Source organism: Nocardia sp. NPDC051052, assembly GCF_044456045.1.
Lineage (GTDB): Bacteria > Actinomycetota > Actinomycetes > Mycobacteriales > Mycobacteriaceae > Nocardia.
The window spans coordinates 1-18,979 of record NZ_JBITFL010000021.1 but is presented as its reverse complement, the minus strand read 5'-3'; the positions used below and the strand labels follow the sequence as shown (position 1 = coordinate 18,979).

Annotated in this window: 17 protein-coding genes; 9 read left to right on the top strand and 8 right to left on the bottom strand. The window is 67.8% G+C overall.

Annotated elements, in window-relative coordinates; genetic code table 11:
- The first annotated feature begins 16 nt into the window (after positions 1–16).
- Together glpK and glpD are read left to right on the top strand one after the other, a co-directional pair.
- On the top strand, positions 17–1,537 hold the full coding sequence (gene glpK, locus ACIBCN_RS41840; RefSeq protein ID WP_396998094.1) for a glycerol kinase GlpK: 1,521 nt from the start codon (positions 17–19) through the stop codon (positions 1,535–1,537).
- Positions 1,538–1,575: 38 nt separating this feature from the next.
- On the top strand, positions 1,576–3,255 hold the full coding sequence (gene glpD / locus ACIBCN_RS41835; RefSeq protein WP_396998092.1) for a glycerol-3-phosphate dehydrogenase: 1,680 nt from the start codon (positions 1,576–1,578) through the stop codon (positions 3,253–3,255).
- A 30-nt stretch (positions 3,256–3,285) separates the two neighbouring features.
- Here glpD and ACIBCN_RS41830 read toward each other — a convergent pair whose 3' ends face one another.
- On the bottom strand, positions 3,286–3,726 hold the full coding sequence (locus ACIBCN_RS41830) for a GNAT family N-acetyltransferase (protein ID WP_396998090.1): 441 nt from the start codon (positions 3,724–3,726) through the stop codon (positions 3,286–3,288).
- Between the two features lie 187 nt (positions 3,727–3,913).
- Here ACIBCN_RS41830 and ACIBCN_RS41825 point away from each other — a divergent pair, with 187 nt between their 5' ends.
- Positions 3,914–4,564, top strand: a complete 651-nt coding sequence (locus ACIBCN_RS41825; RefSeq protein ID WP_396998088.1) for a class I SAM-dependent methyltransferase — start codon at positions 3,914–3,916, stop codon at positions 4,562–4,564.
- Here ACIBCN_RS41825 and ACIBCN_RS41820 read toward each other — a convergent pair.
- Positions 4,561–5,313 carry a GNAT family N-acetyltransferase gene (locus tag ACIBCN_RS41820; protein ID WP_396998086.1) on the bottom strand — a complete coding sequence of 251 codons (753 nt, stop codon included), beginning with the start codon at positions 5,311–5,313 and terminating at the stop codon, positions 4,561–4,563. The two genes, ACIBCN_RS41825 and ACIBCN_RS41820, sit on opposite strands and share 4 nt — an antisense overlap.
- 139 nt (positions 5,314–5,452) lie before the next feature.
- On the opposite strand from ACIBCN_RS41820, the gene ACIBCN_RS41815 reads away from it, so the two are divergent.
- Positions 5,453–5,944, top strand: a complete 492-nt coding sequence (locus ACIBCN_RS41815; protein WP_396998226.1) for a hypothetical protein — start codon at positions 5,453–5,455, stop codon at positions 5,942–5,944.
- A gap of 4 nt (positions 5,945–5,948) precedes the next feature.
- Here the strand turns inward: ACIBCN_RS41815 and ACIBCN_RS41810 are convergent, their stop codons facing one another.
- Both ACIBCN_RS41810 and ACIBCN_RS41805 read right to left on the bottom strand, forming a co-directional pair.
- Complete coding sequence (locus tag ACIBCN_RS41810; RefSeq protein WP_396998084.1) at positions 5,949–6,389, bottom strand: SRPBCC family protein; 441 nt, start codon at positions 6,387–6,389, stop codon at positions 5,949–5,951.
- 450 nt (positions 6,390–6,839) lie between these two features.
- Positions 6,840–7,391 (bottom strand): nuclear transport factor 2 family protein, encoded by a 552-nt coding sequence (locus tag ACIBCN_RS41805; RefSeq protein WP_396998082.1) that lies wholly within the window; start codon positions 7,389–7,391, stop codon positions 6,840–6,842.
- A 485-nt stretch (positions 7,392–7,876) separates the two neighbouring features.
- Here ACIBCN_RS41805 and ACIBCN_RS41800 point away from each other — a divergent pair, with 485 nt between their 5' ends.
- Together ACIBCN_RS41800 and ACIBCN_RS41795 are read left to right on the top strand one after the other, a co-directional pair.
- Complete coding sequence (locus ACIBCN_RS41800; RefSeq protein ID WP_396998080.1) at positions 7,877–9,091, top strand: Ig-like domain-containing protein; 1,215 nt, start codon at positions 7,877–7,879, stop codon at positions 9,089–9,091.
- Between the two features lie 62 nt (positions 9,092–9,153).
- Positions 9,154–10,545 carry a pyridoxal phosphate-dependent decarboxylase family protein gene (locus tag ACIBCN_RS41795; RefSeq protein WP_396998078.1) on the top strand — a complete coding sequence of 464 codons (1,392 nt, stop codon included), beginning with the start codon at positions 9,154–9,156 and terminating at the stop codon, positions 10,543–10,545.
- A gap of 3 nt (positions 10,546–10,548) precedes the next feature.
- Here the strand turns inward: ACIBCN_RS41795 and ACIBCN_RS41790 are convergent, their stop codons facing one another.
- Complete coding sequence (locus ACIBCN_RS41790) at positions 10,549–11,019, bottom strand: winged helix-turn-helix transcriptional regulator (RefSeq protein WP_396998076.1); 471 nt, start codon at positions 11,017–11,019, stop codon at positions 10,549–10,551.
- A 122-nt stretch (positions 11,020–11,141) separates the two neighbouring features.
- On the opposite strand from ACIBCN_RS41790, the gene ACIBCN_RS41785 reads away from it, so the two are divergent.
- The gene (locus tag ACIBCN_RS41785; protein ID WP_396998074.1) at positions 11,142–12,392 is read left to right on the top strand and encodes a cytochrome P450; all 1,251 of its coding nucleotides are present in this window, start codon (positions 11,142–11,144) and stop codon (positions 12,390–12,392) included.
- Here the strand turns inward: ACIBCN_RS41785 and ACIBCN_RS41780 are convergent.
- The gene (locus tag ACIBCN_RS41780; protein WP_396998072.1) at positions 12,389–13,042 is read right to left on the bottom strand and encodes an SDR family NAD(P)-dependent oxidoreductase; all 654 of its coding nucleotides are present in this window, start codon (positions 13,040–13,042) and stop codon (positions 12,389–12,391) included. The genes ACIBCN_RS41785 and ACIBCN_RS41780 overlap by 4 nt on opposite strands.
- A 218-nt stretch (positions 13,043–13,260) precedes the next feature.
- Between ACIBCN_RS41780 and ACIBCN_RS41775 the strand changes: the two genes are divergently transcribed.
- Positions 13,261–14,838, top strand: coding sequence for an LCP family protein (locus tag ACIBCN_RS41775; protein ID WP_396998224.1), 1,578 nt, complete (start codon positions 13,261–13,263; stop codon positions 14,836–14,838).
- A 3-nt stretch (positions 14,839–14,841) separates the two neighbouring features.
- On the opposite strand, the gene ACIBCN_RS41770 is transcribed toward ACIBCN_RS41775, so the two are convergent.
- Both ACIBCN_RS41770 and ACIBCN_RS41765 read right to left on the bottom strand, forming a co-directional pair.
- Positions 14,842–15,294 carry an SRPBCC family protein gene (locus tag ACIBCN_RS41770; protein ID WP_396998070.1) on the bottom strand — a complete coding sequence of 151 codons (453 nt, stop codon included), beginning with the start codon at positions 15,292–15,294 and terminating at the stop codon, positions 14,842–14,844.
- 30 nt (positions 15,295–15,324) lie between these two features.
- Complete coding sequence (locus ACIBCN_RS41765) at positions 15,325–16,977, bottom strand: FUSC family protein (RefSeq protein WP_396998068.1); 1,653 nt, start codon at positions 16,975–16,977, stop codon at positions 15,325–15,327.
- A 106-nt stretch (positions 16,978–17,083) separates the two neighbouring features.
- Between ACIBCN_RS41765 and ACIBCN_RS41760 the strand changes: the two genes are divergently transcribed.
- Positions 17,084–18,493 carry an amidase gene (locus ACIBCN_RS41760; protein ID WP_396998066.1) on the top strand — a complete coding sequence of 470 codons (1,410 nt, stop codon included), beginning with the start codon at positions 17,084–17,086 and terminating at the stop codon, positions 18,491–18,493.
- Positions 18,494–18,979 lie beyond the last annotated feature (486 nt).

Here is an 18,979-nt window from a genome sequence, read left to right as displayed (position 1 = left end):
CTTCGAAAGGACCACGATGAGCCAGTATGTCGGCGCCATCGACCAGGGCACCACGAGCACCCGCTTCATGGTGTTCGATCACAGCGGCAACGAAGTCGCTCGCCACCAGCTCGAGCACCAGCAGATCCTCCCGCAGGCGGGCTGGGTGGAGCACGATCCGACCGAGATCTGGGAGCGCACCCGCGCGGTCATCCAGAGCACGCTCACCAAGGCCGATCTCCAGGCGAGCGACCTGGCCGCGGTCGGCGTCACCAATCAGCGCGAAACCACGGTGGTGTGGAACCGCAAGACCGGGCGCCCCTACTGCAACGCCATCGTCTGGCAGGACACTCGCACCGACCGCATCGCGGCCGAGCTGGAGCGCGCCGGACACGGCGACACGATTCGGCACAAGGCCGGCTTGCCCCCTGCCACTTACTTTTCCGGCGGCAAGCTGCGCTGGATCCTGGACAACGTCGCCGGTGTCGCGGCAGCGGCCGAGCGCGGCGAGGCGATCTTCGGCACCACCGACAGCTGGCTGCTGTGGAACCTGACCGGCGGCGTGGACGGTGGCGTGCACGTCACCGATCCGACCAACGCCAGCCGCACCATGCTGATGGATCTGGAGACCCTGGACTGGGACGACGAATTGTTGTCCATCTTCGGCATTCCGCGTTCCATGCTGCCTGCCATCGCGCCGTCGTCGAATCCGGAGTTGTTCGGAAAGACCAGGGCCGACGGGCCTTTCGGCGGCGAGGTGCCGCTGTCGGGCGTGCTCGGCGATCAACAGGCGGCCACGGTCGGTCAGGTGTGCTTCCGGCCCGGCGAGGCGAAGAACACCTACGGCACCGGAAACTTCTTGCTGCTCAACACCGGTGAGGACATCGTGCGGTCGCAGCACGGGCTGCTCACCACGGTCGCCTACCAGCTCGGCGACGCCAAGCCGGTGTACGCGCTGGAAGGATCGATCGCGGTGACCGGCTCGGCGGTGCAGTGGCTGCGCGATCAGCTGGGCATCATTTCCGGTGCGTCGCAAAGCGAATCGCTGGCCAGGCAGGTCGAGGACAACGGCGGCGTGTACTTCGTGCCCGCGTTCTCCGGGCTGTTCGCGCCGTACTGGCGTTCGGACGCGCGCGGCGCCATCGTCGGGCTGTCCCGGTTCAGCACCAACGCCCATCTGGCGCGGGCGACGCTGGAATCCATCTGCTACCAGACCCGCGACGTCGTCGAGGCCATGCAGGCCGACTCCGGCGTGCCGCTCGACGTGCTGCGGGTGGACGGCGGCGTCACCGCCAACGAGCTGTGCATGCAGTTGCAGGCCGACTTCCTCGGCGTGCCGGTGTCGCGGCCGGTGGTCGCCGAGACCACCGCGCTCGGCGCCGCCTACGCGGCCGGGCTGGCCGTCGGATTCTGGAGCAGCACCGACGAACTCGTGCAGAACTGGCACGAAGACAAGCGCTGGAACCCCACCGGTACCGAGGAGCAACGCGAACGCGGCTACGCCCGCTGGCAGAAGGCCGTGACGCGCACCCTCGACTGGATAGACGTAGACGACTGAGTCGCCGACGCGAATATCACTGGAACAAGGAGAGATTCATGTCAGCACGATTAGACCCCAGATACCGCGCGGACGCGGTCGATGCACTAGGCGACGACGAGATCGATGTGCTGGTGATCGGTGGCGGCGTGGTCGGCGCCGGCGCCGCGCTGGATGCCGCCGCGCGCGGACTGAGCGTGACCCTGGTGGAAGCCAGGGACTTCGCGGCGGGCACGTCCAGCCGCTCCAGCAAGCTCATCCACGGCGGGCTGCGCTACCTCGAGCAGCTCGACTTCTGGCTGGTGCGTGAGGCTTTGAAGGAACGCGGCCTGCTGTTGAACAAGCTGGCGCCGCACCTGGTGCGCCCGGTGTCGTTCCTGCTGCCGCTGCGGCATCGGGTGTGGGAGCGCGCGTACATCGGTGCGGGCGTTGCCCTGTACGACACGATCGGTGGTGCCCGGGCACTGCCCATGCACCGGCACCTTTCCCGCACGCGCGCACTGGAATTGGCGCCCGCGCTGCGCGAAGACTCGATGACCGGTGCCATCCGCTACTTCGACGCGCAGGTCGACGACGCCCGGCACACCATGACGATCGCCCGCACCGCGGCGCAGCACGGCGCGACCGTACTCACCCGCACCAAGGTCACCGGGCTGCTGCGCGACGGCGAGCGGGTCGTCGGCGCGCACGTCACCGATCTGGAGACCGGCTGCGAATACACGGTGCGCGCCCGCCGGGTGATCAGCGCTACCGGTGTATGGACCGACGAGATGAACCGGATGACCGGCGTCGAATTCCCGTTCCACGTGCGCACTTCCAAGGGCGTGCACATCCTGGTGCCGCGCGAGCGCCTGGACCTGGACACCGGCCTGATCATGCGGACCGAGAAGAGCGTGCTGTTCGTGATCCCGTGGCACCAGCACTGGATCATCGGCACCACGGACACGGACTGGTCGCTGGACAAGGATCATCCGGCTGCGAGCAACGCCGACGTGCAGTACATCCTCGATCACGTCAACGCGGTGCTGCGCGAGCCGCTGACCCGCGACGACATCGTCGGCACCTATGCCGGGCTGCGGCCGCTGGTGTCCGGCGCGTCCAGTGACACCGCGAAGCTCTCGCGCGAACACGCGGTGGCAGAACCTGTTCCGGGTCTGTTCGTGATCGCGGGCGGCAAGTACACCACCTACCGGGTGATGGCCGCCGACGTGGTGGACGCCGCGGTGGCGGGCCTCGGCCGCGCCATCGCGCCGTCGGTGACCGAGAAGCTGCCGCTACTCGGCGCGGTCGGCTACCAGGAGATGGCCGCCGACCTGGACAGCGTCGCGCAGCGCGCCGGGCTGCCCAAGGCCACCGTCGAGCATCTGCTCGGCCGCTACGGTTCCGCCGTGCACGACCTGTTCGAGCTGATCGCCGAGGATCCGGCGCTCGGCGAACCGCTCGCGGGCGCCGAGGAGTACCTTGCCGCCGAGATCGTCTACGCGGTAACCCACGAGGGCGCGCTGCATCTCGACGACGTGCTCACCCGCCGCACCCGCATCTCCATCGAGGCGTCGGACCGCGGCCTGATCGCCGCACCCGAGGTGGCCTTCCTGATCGGTGCCCGGCTCGGCTGGGATGCGGACACGGCCGAGTGCGAGCTCAGCCGCTACCGCGACCGAGTCGAAGCCGAACTGGCCGCCAACCAGGCCGCCGACGACGAGGCCGCGAACGCCGCCCGCCTGGTCGCCGTCGCCTGACCCGTGGCGCCCGGCGAACTCGAACCCGGTTCAGGCCTGCGTTTTCGGCCGACCATCGAGCTCGCCGGGCCGCGGCCGGTCGCGCAGGTCCAGCAAGCCGGCGGCCGTTGGCCGGAACCCGCAGGATTCGAGGTAGAAGGGGCGTAGGTGCTCCTCGAAGTCGACGTGTAGCCAGGTGCAGCCGGCCTGACGGGCGGCTCCGGCGGCGCGGCGGACGAGTTCGGTGCCGATTCCGGTGTGTTGATGGTCAGGACGCACCTTGGGGTCTAGCAGGAAGGCGTGGTCAGCGCCGTCCCAGGCGATGTTGGCGAATCCGATCAGTGCGCCGCCGGAACGAGCCGTGATCCAGCCGAGGCTGTGCCGGCGTACGCGGTCCCACCAGCCCGCCTCCGCGTCGCCACCATGGGACAACGTCAGTTCGACGACCTCGTCGTCGGCGAGTACACCTCGCCACTGATAGTCGATGTTCATGCCGCTCTTCAGCTTTCGTCCAGGGTGAACGCGCGCAGCAGCACGATGCCTTCCAGCCCGAGCAGGTAGGCCAGCGGATGTTCGTAGACCATGGGCGGTGAGGTTACGGAGCGACCTGTTCGGGATCCACCGATTTTCGGAACCGATCGTTGACCTCAACCCGCGTTCAGGGTGGACCATGGAAGTCATGACTCGATCCGCCGATTCTTGGAATGCCGCCTACGACAACGACATCGCACCGTGGGTTATCGGTGAACCACAACCCGCGATCATCGCGCTGGAGCGCGACGGCTGGATTCGCGGACGGGTGCTCGATCCCGGTTGCGGAGCCGGCGAACACACGATCCTGCTGACCAAGCTCGGCTATGACGTGCTCGGTATCGACCTGTCCCCCAGCGCGGTCGCGTTCGCCCGCGGTAACGCTGCCGCACAAGGCGTTCCAGCGGCCCGGTTCGACGTCGCCGACGCCATCGCCCTCGGGGACAGCGGCGACTCACCGGCCTACGACACGATCGTGGACAGCGCCCTGTTCCACATCTTCGTTACCGAACCCGACGCCCGCGCAGCGTACGTGCGCAGCCTGCGCGCGCTCTGCAAGCCGGGCGGGCTGGTCAATATTCTCGCGCTGTCCGACGCCGGACCCGGATTCGGGCCGCAGATCAGCGACTCGCTGATCCGCGAAGCATTCGTCGACGGTTGGGAACTGGAGGATCTGCAGAGCACCCACTATCGCGGCAGGGTTACCTCAGTCGTTCTCGAGCAGCAGCCGGATCTCGGCGTGCCCGAGGGCGGCCCCATCGACGTCGCGGCGTGGCTGGCCCGAATCCGCCGCGTCTAGATGTCCATACCGCCGTGACCATCGGGGGTCGACTCATCGGTCTCGAGATCTGCCCCTTTCGGATGCTCATCGGCGTGCGTCGGCTTGGCGTGCTCCTCCGCGAAGTCCGGTTCCTGCTGCTGTATTTCGGCCGTCGTCCGGTCCTGCTCTGGTCCGCTCATGCCCGCCGGATACCCGTCCGCGACGCGAGCATGCAGATGCATGTCGTGCCAGCCGTCGGCGTGCAGTCCGGCGCTGCGCATGGTCCCCTCCAGGGCGTAGCCGAGCTTGGCGGCGACCCGGCACGACGGCTGGTTCGCCACCGAGTGGCTCAGCTGGAGGCGGTGGAACCCGACCTCGAAAGCCCAGGTCGTCAGGGTGGCGACCGCGCGCGGCGTGACGGCCTGCCCGCGCGCGGCGGGTGCGGTCCAGTAGGCGACCTCGGCCTGCCCGCCGTCCAGCTCGAAATCCTTCAGCGCGGCTCGGCCGACCAGCCGTCCGCTGGCGACCTCGGTGACCGCCCAGTGGGCGCCGACGCCAGCGCTCCACGTCCCCGCCCACCGTTCGATCCAGTCGCGCGCCTCGGCGACGGAGTCCGCGCTGCGGACGTGCCAGCGCTGGATCGAGGGATCGGTGTAGGCCTCGAGGACCGCCGGCGCGTCTTCAGCGGTCCACGGCCGGAGCAATAGTCCATCGCCGGTATCGAGCACCGGCTGCGCTGTCCGCGTGAACCTTTCGGCGGCGACCAAACCGTCCGTCAACTGTGGCATGCCGTCGATTCTTCCCGTCGGGGGCACGCTCGACGCAAGAAACGTGCTCATGGCCGGTCGGGTTCGCAGGGAGGTCGCGCGTGCCGAATGGCCGACGTACCAGGCGGTCTCAATGATTTAGGGTCGAACTATGGAGACGTTGGATGTGGCCGAGGCCGAGCGGGTTTCCGCCTTATTGGCGGCAGAGGCCAACGCCGTTGGGTTGTTCGACGAGGTGGTCGCGCGCGGGATCATCGCGCCGGGCGCGCGCGAATCGGTGGTGAGCGATCCGGCCAAGCTGGCGTTGCGGGACGCGCTGGAGCCGTTCTGGGAGCAGGGGCGGGCCTACTTCGACGCGCACCCCGATATCACCGGCGACCAGCTCTACACCTGGGTTGCCGAGCAGGCGGCCGCGCAAGGGTGGGAGCTGACCGCGGCGATCGCCGGGCATCTGGTCGGCGAGTTCCCGCACAAGCAGATCTCCGGCACCGAGCTCACCTCCTACGTCGCGGCGGGCTCCACGCCGCCGATGCGCCGCCTCGATCCCAAGGGCCGGGTCTGCCATTGGATTCTGGAGATCCACCTGGTGGACCGGGCCAACAATATCGGCGGGTTCTTCGAGCAACTCCTCGATATCCGGCCCGCGGCGTAGTCGCTCAGTGCTCGGCCGCGGCGGCGATGTCGTCGAGGTCGCGGCGGAGCATGCGACGGGTCGGGCCCTCGAAGAGCTTGCCGATGAAGGCGGCCATGCGGCCGACTTTGCCGTGCGGCCGTCCCTCGAAACCCAAGGCCAGCAGGGTATTGGCGCCCTGCGCCGTGAGGGTGAAGATCGAGCGGTAGTGGGTGCCGTGCGAATCGGCTTCCGTGGTGTAGGACTGGCCGGGCACGATGGCCGTCACGGTCATGGTCTCGGTGGCTTCCTTGCCGAACGCGACCCGGGTTTCCCGCCACGAGGTGCCGACCTCGAACCCGGTACCGCCATCGAGGCGTTCCAGCCGGGTGATACCCCTGATCACCTCGGCGGTGCGGTCGAGATCGGTGATCACCGCCCAGACTTGGTCCGGCGGCACGGCGATTTCGCGGGTAACCGTGATCATCGACAAAACGCGCCTCCTCCTACCGCGGACACTCGACCGCGTTCGGTCGAACTACGAGCAAGTTCTATCAGAGCCGCTGTAGGAGAGTCGCGACAACCCGATTTGCTCTTGGTCGCGCGATCGAGCGGTGTCGCTCAGTAGGATCTTTGAGGTTGCACTCGAGGTCGCGTTCGGGACAAGAGCATTCGGGTCCAGCACTATCACGAGGCGGTCGTCGCGCAGGCCGTCGGCCTGATGGCCACCCTCGGTGTCCAGCACCCGGCCGACCTGACCCCGCACCTGCTCCGGAAACGGGTGTCCACCACCGCCGTTCGCTCCTACGCCGAACTGTACGAATGGCTCACCCGGGTGAGCTGCTCGCCGACACCCCGGTGGCCTGGCGTGAGGACTGGAATTACGCCGCGGCCGATTCGTTCCGGATCAACGCGCCGCATCCGGCCGCGCGGTGAGTCAGGTGCGGGTCTCGCTCGGGGCGCTCAGGTAATCGCGGTGTGCGTCGACGCCGTATCCGGGCACATTGATGCCGGGCACGTCGGCGCCGAGCGCGATGATCTGGTTCAACGTGTTGTGATGCTGCCGCACCTCGGCGATCTGACCGTTCTCGAAGCGGATCTCGCTGAGAAACGTTGCGTGGTAGAGACGTTGGCTCTCCAACGCGGTGAAGTCGCCCTCGATATCGGCGAACCAGGCGTGCGGCGCGGCGAACGCGCGCACGGCGATGCGGCACAGGCTGCCGGGTCGCCACAGCTCGGTGCTCCACCAGAGCATGCTTTCGCCGAGCTCGTCGCGTCCCTCGAGGGTGTCCGGCAGGCCGGGCAGCTGCCACGGCGCGTGGAACCGCACGTCGGCGGTGACCAGGTCCAGGATCTGCTCATGGTCCTGTAGGAAGAGCAATTCGTAGAAGCGTTCGATGGCGGCGCGTTCGACAGCCGCGTCGGGTAGCCCGGCGGCGCTGTTGCTCCGGGCGCCGATCCGTCTCCGGTCCTGCCGAGCGGTTGTCATGCTGATCATCACAAGCCCTTCCCAATCGTGCCGGTCGATCGCTTGAAGATGAGTCAGCAAATCATGAGCAAACATGAACCGTCAATGAGTAGCCCTCGAATCCGCTGTGGCGCTCGCCACTGGTCAGGCGCCGCGCCCGGGATACAGCCGACTGTTGCCGGGCATTGTCGGCGGCCATAACCTGGAATTGATTGTGTGCCAGGTCGGGCTGTGCCGTCGAGGTCGGGGCTCGGCGACCACGGGGGAAAGAAGTACCGCGTTTCGTGATCGGGGCCCGTAGCTATGTCCATGATTCTCTATCTCCTCTTACAACCATTCCTCGGCGACGACGTCGCCCAGCAGCTGGCGACCCAGTTCCGGCTAGGCCCCGACAACTGACGGCCCCACACTGGCGAAAGCACCTCCTCGCGGGCCGGTAAACTGCTGAGCGGGACAGTAAGTCGAGGGTGCGCAGCGGGAAGCGCACGGCGAACACAGGAGAAATCATGTCGAGTCGCCGCTTCCGATCCAGCGTTGCCGGGATAGTCATCCTGGTCACCGCGTTGGTGGTTGCCGGTTGTTCAGCGTCGGAGTCGAAGAAGCCGGGATCGGCCGACCCCGCGCCGCCCGCTATCTCCATCACCCCGGCGTCGGGCGCGAAAGATGTCGATCCGAAAACCCCGGTCCAGGTGTCCGCGGGCGACGGCGTGCTGACCTCGGTCACCATGACCAACGAGAAGGGCAAGCCCATCGAGGGCATCTTCACGCCGGACAAGACGGCGTGGAAACCCACCGAGCCGGTCGGCTACGGCCACAGCTACACGATCACCGCCGAGGGACTCACCATCACCGGCCGTAGCGGGCCGCTGACCTCGACGTTCGCCACGCTGACGCCGAACAACCAGACCAAGGTGTACTTCGAGACCACCGGCGGCGGGCTGCTCGACGGCGGCACCTTCGGCGTCGGTGCGGTGATCGCCGCCCACTTCGACGAGGACGTCCCGGACCGCGCGCTCGCCGAGAAGCGGCTGCAGGTCACCACGACCCCGCCGGTGGAGGGCTCCTGGTACTGGCTGGACAACCAGCACGTGCACTGGCGGCCGAAGGAGTACTACCCGTCCGGCACGAAGGTCACGGTCGCGGCCAATATCTACGCGGTCGATCTCGGCGGCGGCCTGTACGGCCAGGAGGACACCAAGGCGTCGTTCACCATCGGCGCGTCGCACGTCTCCATCGCCGACGACAACACCAAGCAGGTCCAGGTCTTCGAGGACGGCAAGATGATCCGTTCCATGCCGACCTCGATGGGCATGGGTGGCAGCGAGAACGTCGGCGGCAAGACGATCACCTTCTGGACCCAGCCCGGCGTCTACACCGTGATGAGCAAGGCCAACCCGGTGATCATGGACTCGTCGACCTTCGGCCTGCCGGTCAACTCCCGGCTCGGCTACAAGGAATCCATCAACTGGGCGACCCGGATCAGCACCGACGGCATTTACCTGCACGAGCTGGCGTCCACGGTGTGGGCGCAAGGCAACACCAACACCTCACACGGCTGTCTGAACCTCAGTCCGGCGAACGCGCGGTGGTTCTACGACTTCGCGGTGCCCGGCGACGTGGTCGAGGTCCGCAATACCGGTGGCGCGCCGCTCGACGTCTGGCAGAACGGTGACTGGGGCGTGCCGTGGGATCAGTGGCAGGCAGGCAGCGCGCTGAAGTAGCAAGGCCAGCACCTGCCGACTGGCCCCCGACAAGCCGGGGGTGCGCCTCGTAGCGTCGAGGGGTGGACGAAAACCTTGCGATCGACCTCGCCGAGCTGCCCGTGCTGCTGGACGCGGTACACGAGTCGGCGACGGACCTGTTGACCGGAATCGGCACGCGGCCGGTCGCGCGGGTACCGAAAGAGGTGGGGCCGGAGGAGCTTCCGGAACACGGCGTCGGTTTGCGACTGGCCCTCGCGCGGTTCCGCGAGCGCTGGGAACCGCAGTTCTCCGGCAGCGCGGGCCCGCGCTACTTCGGCTTCGTCACCGGCGGTGCCACCCCAGCGTCGGTCGCGGGCGATTGGCTGACCGGGGTGCTCGATCAGAACGCGATGTCGGGCGAGGATTCCGCGGCGACCGAGCTGGAGCATCAGACGGTGGGCTGGATCGGGCGGCTGTTCGGCCTGGAACAGCACACCGGAGCCTTCGTCAGCGGCGCGACCATGTCGAACTTCGTCGGCCTGGCGATCGCGCGGGAGTGGCTGGGCGAACAGCAGGGGATTTCGGTGGCGCAGGCCGGAATCGGCGCGCTGGGGCCGGTGCGGGTGCTGTCGGGGACGCCGCATTCCAGCATCGTCAAGTCGTTGTCCATGCTCGGAATCGGCCGCGACAGTATGCGATTGGTGCCGACCATGCCCTGCCGGGAGGCCGTCGACGTGGACCGGCTGGCCGAGGCCCTCGCGGCGCTGAACGGTCGTCCCGCCATCGTTGTCGCGAACGCGGGCACGGTGAACACCGTCGACTTCGATGATCTGCGCGCGATCGCCGCACTGCGCCAACGGTATCCGTTCTGGCTACATGTCGACGGCGCGTTCGGCGCGTTCGCGGCGCTGGCGCCGGAGCATGCCGCGCTGGTCGACGGTCTCGGCGAGGCCGATTCGGTCTGTATCGATCTGCACAAGTGGCTCAACGTGCCCTACGACGCGGCGGTCCAGTTCACCCGGCACCGGGATCTGCAGCTGCGGGTCTTCCTGAATTCCGCCGCGTATCTGACCGCGCCAACGGGCACACCGGATTTCGGGCACCTGGTGCCGGAGAATTCGCGGCGGCTGCGCGCGCTCGCCGCGTGGTTCTCGCTCACCGCGTACGGCCGCGACGGGCATCGAGACATCGTGCAGCGCAACATCTCCTGCGCCAACAGCCTCGCCGGGCAGCTCACCGCGACCGGGCTGCTCCGGCTCGCCGCCCCGGTCCGCCTCAACGTCGTCTGCTTCACGCTGGCCGACCGGCCCACCGCCGAGCGCGTCGACGCGCTGGCCGCCGCCATTGCCGAGACCGGCGAAACATTTGTGACACCAACGGTTTACGACGGCCAGCACGCTCTGCGCGCCGCGTTCAGCAACTGGCGGACGACGCACGCCGACGTGGACCGGGCGGCCAAGGCGATCGCCGCCGCGGCACTCGCGCTGTCCTGATCGTCAGCCGGCCGCGTCCGTCGCTGGCGGCGGGTGGAAGCCCGGGCCGGGCTGTGGCTCGACGTCGCGCGGGTCGATTTCGGTGCGGCAGTGCGCACACACCGTCAGCGGCGTGATCGCGTGACCGCAGGTGCGATGCTCGAGGATGAGCGGCGGTCCGTCCGGGTCGGCCAGGTGCCGGTCGCCCCACGCCGACATGGCGATGATGATCGGATACAGCTCACGGCCCGCGGCGGTGAGGTGGTAGTCGACTCGGCCACCGCCCTCGTCGGTGCGGTCGAAGATGCCCGCGTCGATCAGCATGCGCAGGCGGCCGGTGAGCAGGTTGCGGTTGGTGATGCCGATATTGCGGGCGAAATCGCTGAACCGGCGCACGCCGAAGAAGGCCTCGGCGATGACCAGGATGCTCCACCGGTCGCCGAGCAGCTCGACGACGCGGGTCACCGAATCGTCGGCCGGGCGTCGGATGGTCATCCGCATTTCCTCGCATTCGCCATTGGTATTGCATTCCTACTGTCGGTATCGGAATAATACTACTTATCCGAGCGCGGCAAAGGCACGACCGGTTGTCGCCGGGTCGATGAGGTGGGAGCCCCATGACGTCAGCAGAACAGTCGATCGCCGACTACATCCGTTTGCTCGATCCGGCCGAGCGGCCGAATCCCTATCCCCTGTTCGCGCGGTTGCGGGAGCGCGGGCCGTTCCGGATCGGCACCGCACCGGTCGTCATCGTGCCCGGCCACGCCGACTGCGCGGCCGTGCTGCGCGACCCGAGGGTGAGCGTCGACCGCTCGCTGGGAAAGCTGCAACTCAGCTCGATGCTGATCTACGACTCATCGAAAACCACCTCGGAGCAGGCGAAGCCGTCTTTTCTGTTCCTCGACCCGCCGGACCACACCCGGCTGCGGCGGCTGGTGTCGAAGGCCTTCACCCCGCGCGTGGTGCAGCAGCTCGAACCGCGGATCACCGAGCTCGTCGACGACATCCTCGACAAGCACTCGACGGCAGGGACATTCGACGCCGTCACCGAGTTCGCCTATCCGCTGCCGGTGACCGTCATCTGCGAACTGCTCGGCGTGCCGCTGGAAGACGAAGCGCAACTGAGTCATTGGTCGTCGTTGCTGTCGCGCACGCTGGACCCCACCTCGCGTCACGCGGCCGAGCACCAGGTCGATCCGGCCGAACTGCAGCGCGCCGGAACCGAACTCAGCGGCTACTTCGAGCGGCTGACCGAACGCCGCCGCGCCACCCCGGGACCGGACCTGCTTTCGCAGCTGCTCACGGCAGAGGACGCCGGCGACACGCTCACCCACGACGAGCTGATCTCCACCTGCGCGCTGCTGCTCGTCGCCGGGCACGAGACCACGGTCAACCTGATTGCGAACGCGACCCTCGCACTGCTGCGCCGCCCCGCCGAACTCGCCGCGCTACGCGCGAATCCGGAACGGGCACAGGGTGTTGTCGAGGAGACACTGCGCTTCGATCCGCCGGTCCAGCTGATTCCGCGGATCGCCGCCGACGACCTGACGGTGGGCGAGCTCGCCGTGCACCGTGGCGATCTGGTGGTGATGCTGATCGCCGCCGCGCAGCGCGACCCGGCCGCGTTCCCAGACCCGGACCGGTTCGACCCGTCGCGCGACAACCGCCACCTGGCCTTCGGGCTCGGCGCGCACTTCTGCCTCGGCGCGCCACTGGCCCGGTTGGAGGCGCGGGTGGCGCTGACCAGGTTCAGCCAGCGCGTCGAAGCACCGCGCCTGCCCACGGATCCGCCGGTCTATCGCGAACACGTGAACCTGCGCGGCCCGGCGCACCTGCCGATCGAATACGCCGCGATCCGGCCGCGCTAGCCGTCGTAGGACGTGTGCGGCGTCCAGTCATCGAACGGCCGGACCGCGGCGGCGTGCAGCGCCTCCGCGACCCGTTCCCTGGTGAACGCACCCTCGCCGAGTACACCGTTGATCTGCACCGCCACGGCCCGAAAACCCTTGGGCGCCAAAGTGGTATCCAGGCTGGTGACCAGATTGCGGACCGCCGCCTTCTGCACGCCGAGCGAGGCGGCCTGATTCCACGGCTTGTCCGCCGCCGCGCTCCCGGTGACCAGCACCCGCGCGCCCTCGGCGAAGAACGGCAGCGCCGACTGCACGGCGGGCAGCAGCGCGGCGGCGCCGACGGTGAAGTCTTCGATCAACTCCGCCACCGACAGCTGCAGCGGGTCCGACTGCCGGAACATGCTCGGGTTGAAATGCAGCACGTCGATCCGGCCGTGCTGCTCCCCCACCGCGGTCACCACGCGCGCGACGTCCGCCGGGTCGGACAGGTCGACGCCGACCCCCTCCGCGTCGAATCCCTCGCCGCGTAACTGTTCGGCCAGCGGCTCGGCCTCCTCCGGCAGGCGGCAGGCCAGAAACACGGCATAGCCGTCGTCGGCGAAGAGTCGGGCAACGGCCAATCCGACGCCGGGACCGGCGCCGAGCACGAGAAGCACGGGAGCAGACATGATCTCGAGCCTAGAGCCGTCGCGGTGATCACGGCCAACAGTTGCTGGGTAGGCGCCCGCGATCGCTGCTATTTAACGCCGGTGATCTGGGTATTACGCGCGCGTGCGTACTCTCGAACGAGTCGGACGAAGAACAAGACGGCGAGGAACGATCCGTGGCGCGAGTGCCGAGAAAAGTGCGGGGCACAGAGTCCGCGGCGTTGAACGATGACGACACAGTGGAGTTTGCCCGGGTCACCGACCCGCCCGAGCGGCCGGCGCGCCATCGGCGTGCCGCGCCGAAAGCACGCCGAGTCGCGGCAAAACCCCACCGGGCCCGGCAGGCGGCGAAGGGCGCGGTGCGGGTCGTCGTCTCGGTCACCGCCCTCGCGGTGCTGTCCGGTACCGGGTTCGCCTGGTCGGCCAAGGTCGACTTCAACAACGGGTTCGGCCGCACGGAGGCGATCGGCGAGGACGCACCGCACTCACTCGGCGGCGACCTCAACATCCTGCTGATCGGCCTGGACACTCGCAAAGATCAGAACGGCAACAACCTGCCGAAGGCGATCCTGGACCAGCTGCACGCGGGCGACGGCGACGAGGGCGGCTACAACGCCAACTCGCTCATCCTGCTGCACATTCCGGCGAACATGCAGCACATCATCGCGTTCTCCATTCCGCGCGACGACTACGTCGCGGTCTCCAACATTCCCGGCTACGACCACGTCAAGATCAAAGAGGCGTACGGCCTGAAGAAGGCGGCGGCGGAGGCCAAGCTGATCGCCAACGGCGAGAAGGATCAGGTCACCCTGGAACACGCGGGCCGCGAGGCGGGGCGGGCGTCCATCGTGTCCGCCGTGCGCAACCTGACCGGCGTGCCGATCGACCGGTTCGCCGAGGTGGCCCTCGCCGGCTTCTACCACCTGGCCGATGCGCTGGGCGGCGTCGACGTGTGCCTGAACAAGGCCGTCGACGACAGCTACTTTTCCGGCGCCAAGTTCCCCGCCGGGCCGCAGCACCTCAACGGTTCCGAGGCACTCGCGTTCGTCCGGCAGCGCCACGAGCTGGAGAACGGCGACCTCGACCGGACGCATCGGCAGCAGGCATATCTCACCTCGGTCGCCAAGTCGCTCAAGGATTCCGGGACGCTGACCAATGTCAGCAAGGTGACCGAGCTGATGAAGGTGGCGCACCAGGACGTGGTGCTGTCCGACAATTGGGACCTGCTCGATTTCGCGCAGAACCTCGGAGGCGCGGGCTCGATGTCGGTCGAGTTCCGGACGCTGCCGGTACTGCGCTACGACACCATCAACGAGCAGGACGTCAACATCATCGATCCGGTCGCCATCAAGAAGGAAGTGCGGGCCGCGTTCGGGATCGAAACGCCGAGCAGCACACCGGCACACACGCCGACCAGCACGGTCGATGTGAAGAACGCGGGCAGCGGGGCGGGCGTGGCCGGAAAGCTGTCCACCGCGCTGACGAAGCGGGGCTACCGCGAGGGCGAAGTCGGGAACCTCGGCACCACCATGACGACGACCACGGTGACCTATGGCACGGGCGCCGAGGCGGACGCCACGCAATTGGCCGAGACGCTCGGCGGACTCACGGCGACCGCCTCGTCGAACGTTCAATCCGGCCACATTCAGGTCGTCACCGGAACTGACTTCACGATGCCCGCCGAGTTGACCACGAGTTCGGACTCGACCACCTCGACAACGACATCGCCCACGCCCACCACCACGGGCGATCCCGCACCCGATTCCGGCAAGCCGGTTACGACGACGATCGGCAGCACGATCCCCTGCGTGAACTGACCGCTATTCGACGAACGCCTTGATCCGGTTCAGCGTCTCCCGCATCCCGTTGACGTTCGTCTTGTTGCGCGCCCGACCAGCCAGCAACCAGTACACCCGCAGCACAGGATTGCTGTGCAGCTGGAACGACTCGGTGACATCGGTGCCGCCTTCGACCGGCTCGAACCGATAGCTCCAGGTATTGATCGCCATCCCGCCGGGCCCGAGCACCGTGAACGTGAACTCGCGCCCCGGCTCGCACGCGTTGATCCGGCACACGGTCCAATACTTCAGACCCCAGCCGTTGCGGTTGACGTGCCCGCGAAACTTCACCCCGACGGCGGGTCCGGTAGCGCCGCCGAGCCATTCGGCCGCGAAGGTCTCCGGACTGAACCGTCCGGTGTTCGTGATATCGCTGACCAGCTCCCATATCTTGTCGGCGGGCGCGGCCATTCGCACTGTCACACTGTCCTGCATGCTCGAACGCTAGCAGGAGTAAGCACATCGCTACCGAGTGTCGGAAACGGGCGTCAGCGCGTCGAAGGCCGCCGCCCAGCGGTCGGGATCGGGCAGCAGTGCGCCGGGCGGCAGTTCCCAGTAGGCCGCGAGCAGGTCGTAGCCGAGATGTGCGGTGGCGGCGTGCGCCGGCCAGTGTGCGCTGGTCCACCGCGGATCCTCGGTGGCCGAATCGATTCCGGTGCGGGCGACCCCGACCAGTTCGAATTGCAGCTGCTGGATCAGCGCGACCGCGGGGGCACCGGCGGGCTGGGTGCGCGACAGTTCCAGCAGAGCACGAGCGACGTCGCAGACGCGAATCTCGATCCAGCGGAAGGTGCGCCGATGTGCGCGCGGCGCGACGACGTGCGGGACGAGCACCGCGACGCCGACACCGAGCACGGTCTCGATGAAGCGATCTCGGATCAGCGGTGCGACGGCACCGTCGGGCGTCGAACCGACCGCGAGCAGTGCGATCGGCGTGATGAAGATCGCGGCGAGCGCGTAGTTGCGCGGCACGAACAGCTCCATGCAGAACACCAACGCGGCCACCAGCGCGATAAGGGCATAGCCGGTGAGCGCGAGCTGGTGCACCACACCGAAGAGCACCAAGCCGACGACCGTGCCGACGAAGCGGTGGATGCCACGCACCTTGCCGCGGACTCGATCCGGTCCGATCTGCAACACCATCAGCGCGGTGAAAACCGCCCAGTGCGGGCGGTCCTGGCCGAGCAGCGCGCTGAGCCCGCCGGCGAGCAGGCAGGCGATGCCGACGCGGAAAGCGCTGATGGTGGCGTGCGCATCGAACGACAGCGATCGGCGCAGCCGGAACCAGACGCCCGGGCGGACGAACGAGATCAGTGGGTCGACAACCAGGTCGTTGGTGTCGTCGTAGGCCGGACCGGCGAGGCGACGGCGGGCCGCGACCAGAGTCGCCAGGAGCTCCGAATCCGGTGCCCTGCTCGGCAGTCCCGCGTCGTACACCGCGGCCCACGCCTCCGCGACCGCGCCGCCCGCCTGATGCCGCAGGTCGATGGCGGGTCGGCCCGACTCCCGCGCCGACAGATAGGCGTCGACCGCACGGATCGCGGCCTCGACGGCAACCCGCTCGGGCTTGCGACGATCACGCAGTACGCCGGCCATCGACGCGAGCACGGACGCGCCGACGCCGAATGCGGTGCAGGACAACAGCGTCGTCGTCGATACGCCCACCTCGGCGGCCATCATGGCGCCGCCGCAGGCGATCACGAAGAGCAGTGCGCCCGGCGGGCCGAGTCGTAGCGCGTCGATCGCGTAGACGGCAACTACCGCGACCATCGTCAGCAGGGACACCGTGAGCAGCGAGGCGCCGAGTCCGCCGGAAAGACCGTGCCCAAGCATGGCACCGACGGCACACGACGCGAGCAGCGCGAAGCCTGCGGCGAGCACCACCCCCGCGCGCATGCGATAAGCCCTGCGCTCGCCGTACATCACCGCGAAGGCACCGAACAGCACGAACAACGCTTGCTGCGGATGCCCCGTCGCGACGACCACCGCGGCAGGCAGCGCGAAGGCCAGCGCGGACCGCAGACCCGGGCTCCAGCGCCGCCCCGCAGGCGGAAGCGCGAACAGCAGCGCGCCGATTCGCCCCGGCGGCGGCAGCGGGTCGGAGACCGACTGGACCATGTACTTCCTTCCGGTTCGTCAAGCGGGGTTGCCGTTCCACCGTATGCGCGTGACGGCCACCACTGGACAGACGGTCCACCGCGTGCCGCGCGGCTAGATTCGAAGAGTGACCCCTGACGCTCCGACCACCCGCCTCCATTCCTTCGCCGACGACGCGCTCGGCGAGCACGACGCGGTCGCACTGGCCGAGCTGGTGCGCAGCGGGGAACGCAGTCCACGCGAGCTCGCCGCGGCGGCGGTCGAACGGGCGCGCAAGGTCGAGGAGTTGGCGGCGGTCGCGTACGAGAGTTACGAGAAGCCGCTGCTGCCCGCTGAGCGGACCGGCCGGTTCTACGGGGTCCCGACGTTCGTGAAAGACAATGCCGACATCGTCGGGATGCCGACCGGCCAGGGCGCTCTAGCGTTCAAGGCCAAAACCGCGCGGGAGAACGGCGCGTATGCCCGCCAATTCCTCAGTGCCGGAATGACAGTGCTCGGCAAGAGCACCCTGCCCGAGTTCGGGTTCAACGCGACCACCGAGCCGCCCTTCGCACCGCCGACCCGAAACCCTTGGCACACAGGCTATTCGGTGGGCGGATCGTCCGGCGGGGCCGCGGCACTGGTCGCGTCCGGCGTGGTGCCGATCGCGCACGGCAACGACGGCGGCGGATCGATCCGCATTCCGGCGGCCTGCGCCGGTCTGGTCGGACTGAAGCCGAGCCGGGGACGGCACGTCGATTCGGCGATGGCGCGCAAGCTGCCGGTCAATATCGTCAGCGAAGGTGTGCTGACCAGGACGGTGCGCGACACTGCCGCGTATACCGCTGCGGCGGAACAGTATTGGCATAATCCCGGGTTGCCGCCGATCGGATACGTCGAGGGGCCGGGGTCGAAGCGGCTACGCATCGCGCTGCTGCTGGAGAACATCGGCGGACCGGTACCCGCTGGGCCGATCCGCGACGCCGTCGAAAAGGTCGCTGTCACACTGGAAGCCCACGGACACCAAGTAGAGCCGGTGCCGATGCCTTTCGATGCCACACTCGAGACAGCGTTCATGCAGTACTGGGGCCTACTCGCCACCTTCATCGCCGCCACCGGCAAACTGGCCGACCGCCGCTTCGACCCCACCCGCCTAGACGACCTGACCCTCGGTCTACGCCGCTACTTCATGCGCAGCGCATGGCGCACCCCCATCATGCTGCACCGCCTGCGCGCCGCCGCCGCCACTTACCAACGCGCCCTTGGCCCTTACGACGCCATACTCCTGCCCACCCTAGGCCGCGAAACCCCCGAACTCGGCTACCTCAGCCCCACCGTGCCCTTCAACGACCTACTAGACCGCCTCCGCACCTACGTCTCCTTCACCCCCATCAACAACATCACCGGCACCCCCGCCATCACCATCCCCGCCGCCCGCACCCCCACCGGCCTACCCATCGGCGTCCAACTAGCCAGCACCCAAGGCAACGAACGCCCCCTCCTCGAACTCGCCTACCTCCTCGAAGCCGAACACCCCTTCCCCCACCTGAACCACTAATCAAGACAAACCATTTCGCCGCCACCCAACCTCCAACAGCAACCATTCAACTCACGTCAACGCACACCCTGGCCCAGGCGTTCATCGAGGTGAGTCATATGGCGGCTCAACGATCTCCGATAGCAGCCTTTCGACTCACGTCAACGCATACACAGGCCCAGGCGCTCATCGAGGCGAGTCATACGGCGGCTCAACGAGCTTCGATAGCGACCATTTGGCTGACGTCGGCGCACACTCGGGGACAGCCTTTCGTCGAGGTGAGTCATACGGTGGCTTAACGATCTGCCGATGGCAGCCTTTTGACTCACGTCAATGCATATGCAGGCCCGGGCGTTCATCGAGGTGAGTCTTATGGCGGCTTAACGATGTTGGATAGCGACCATTTGGCTCAGTTGATCTTGAAAATGTTCGAAACGTCACCACAGCCAGGTGACCACCTCGGGAACGTGAGTTCGCGCGCCTGACGTGCACCTACAGCCGGGTACG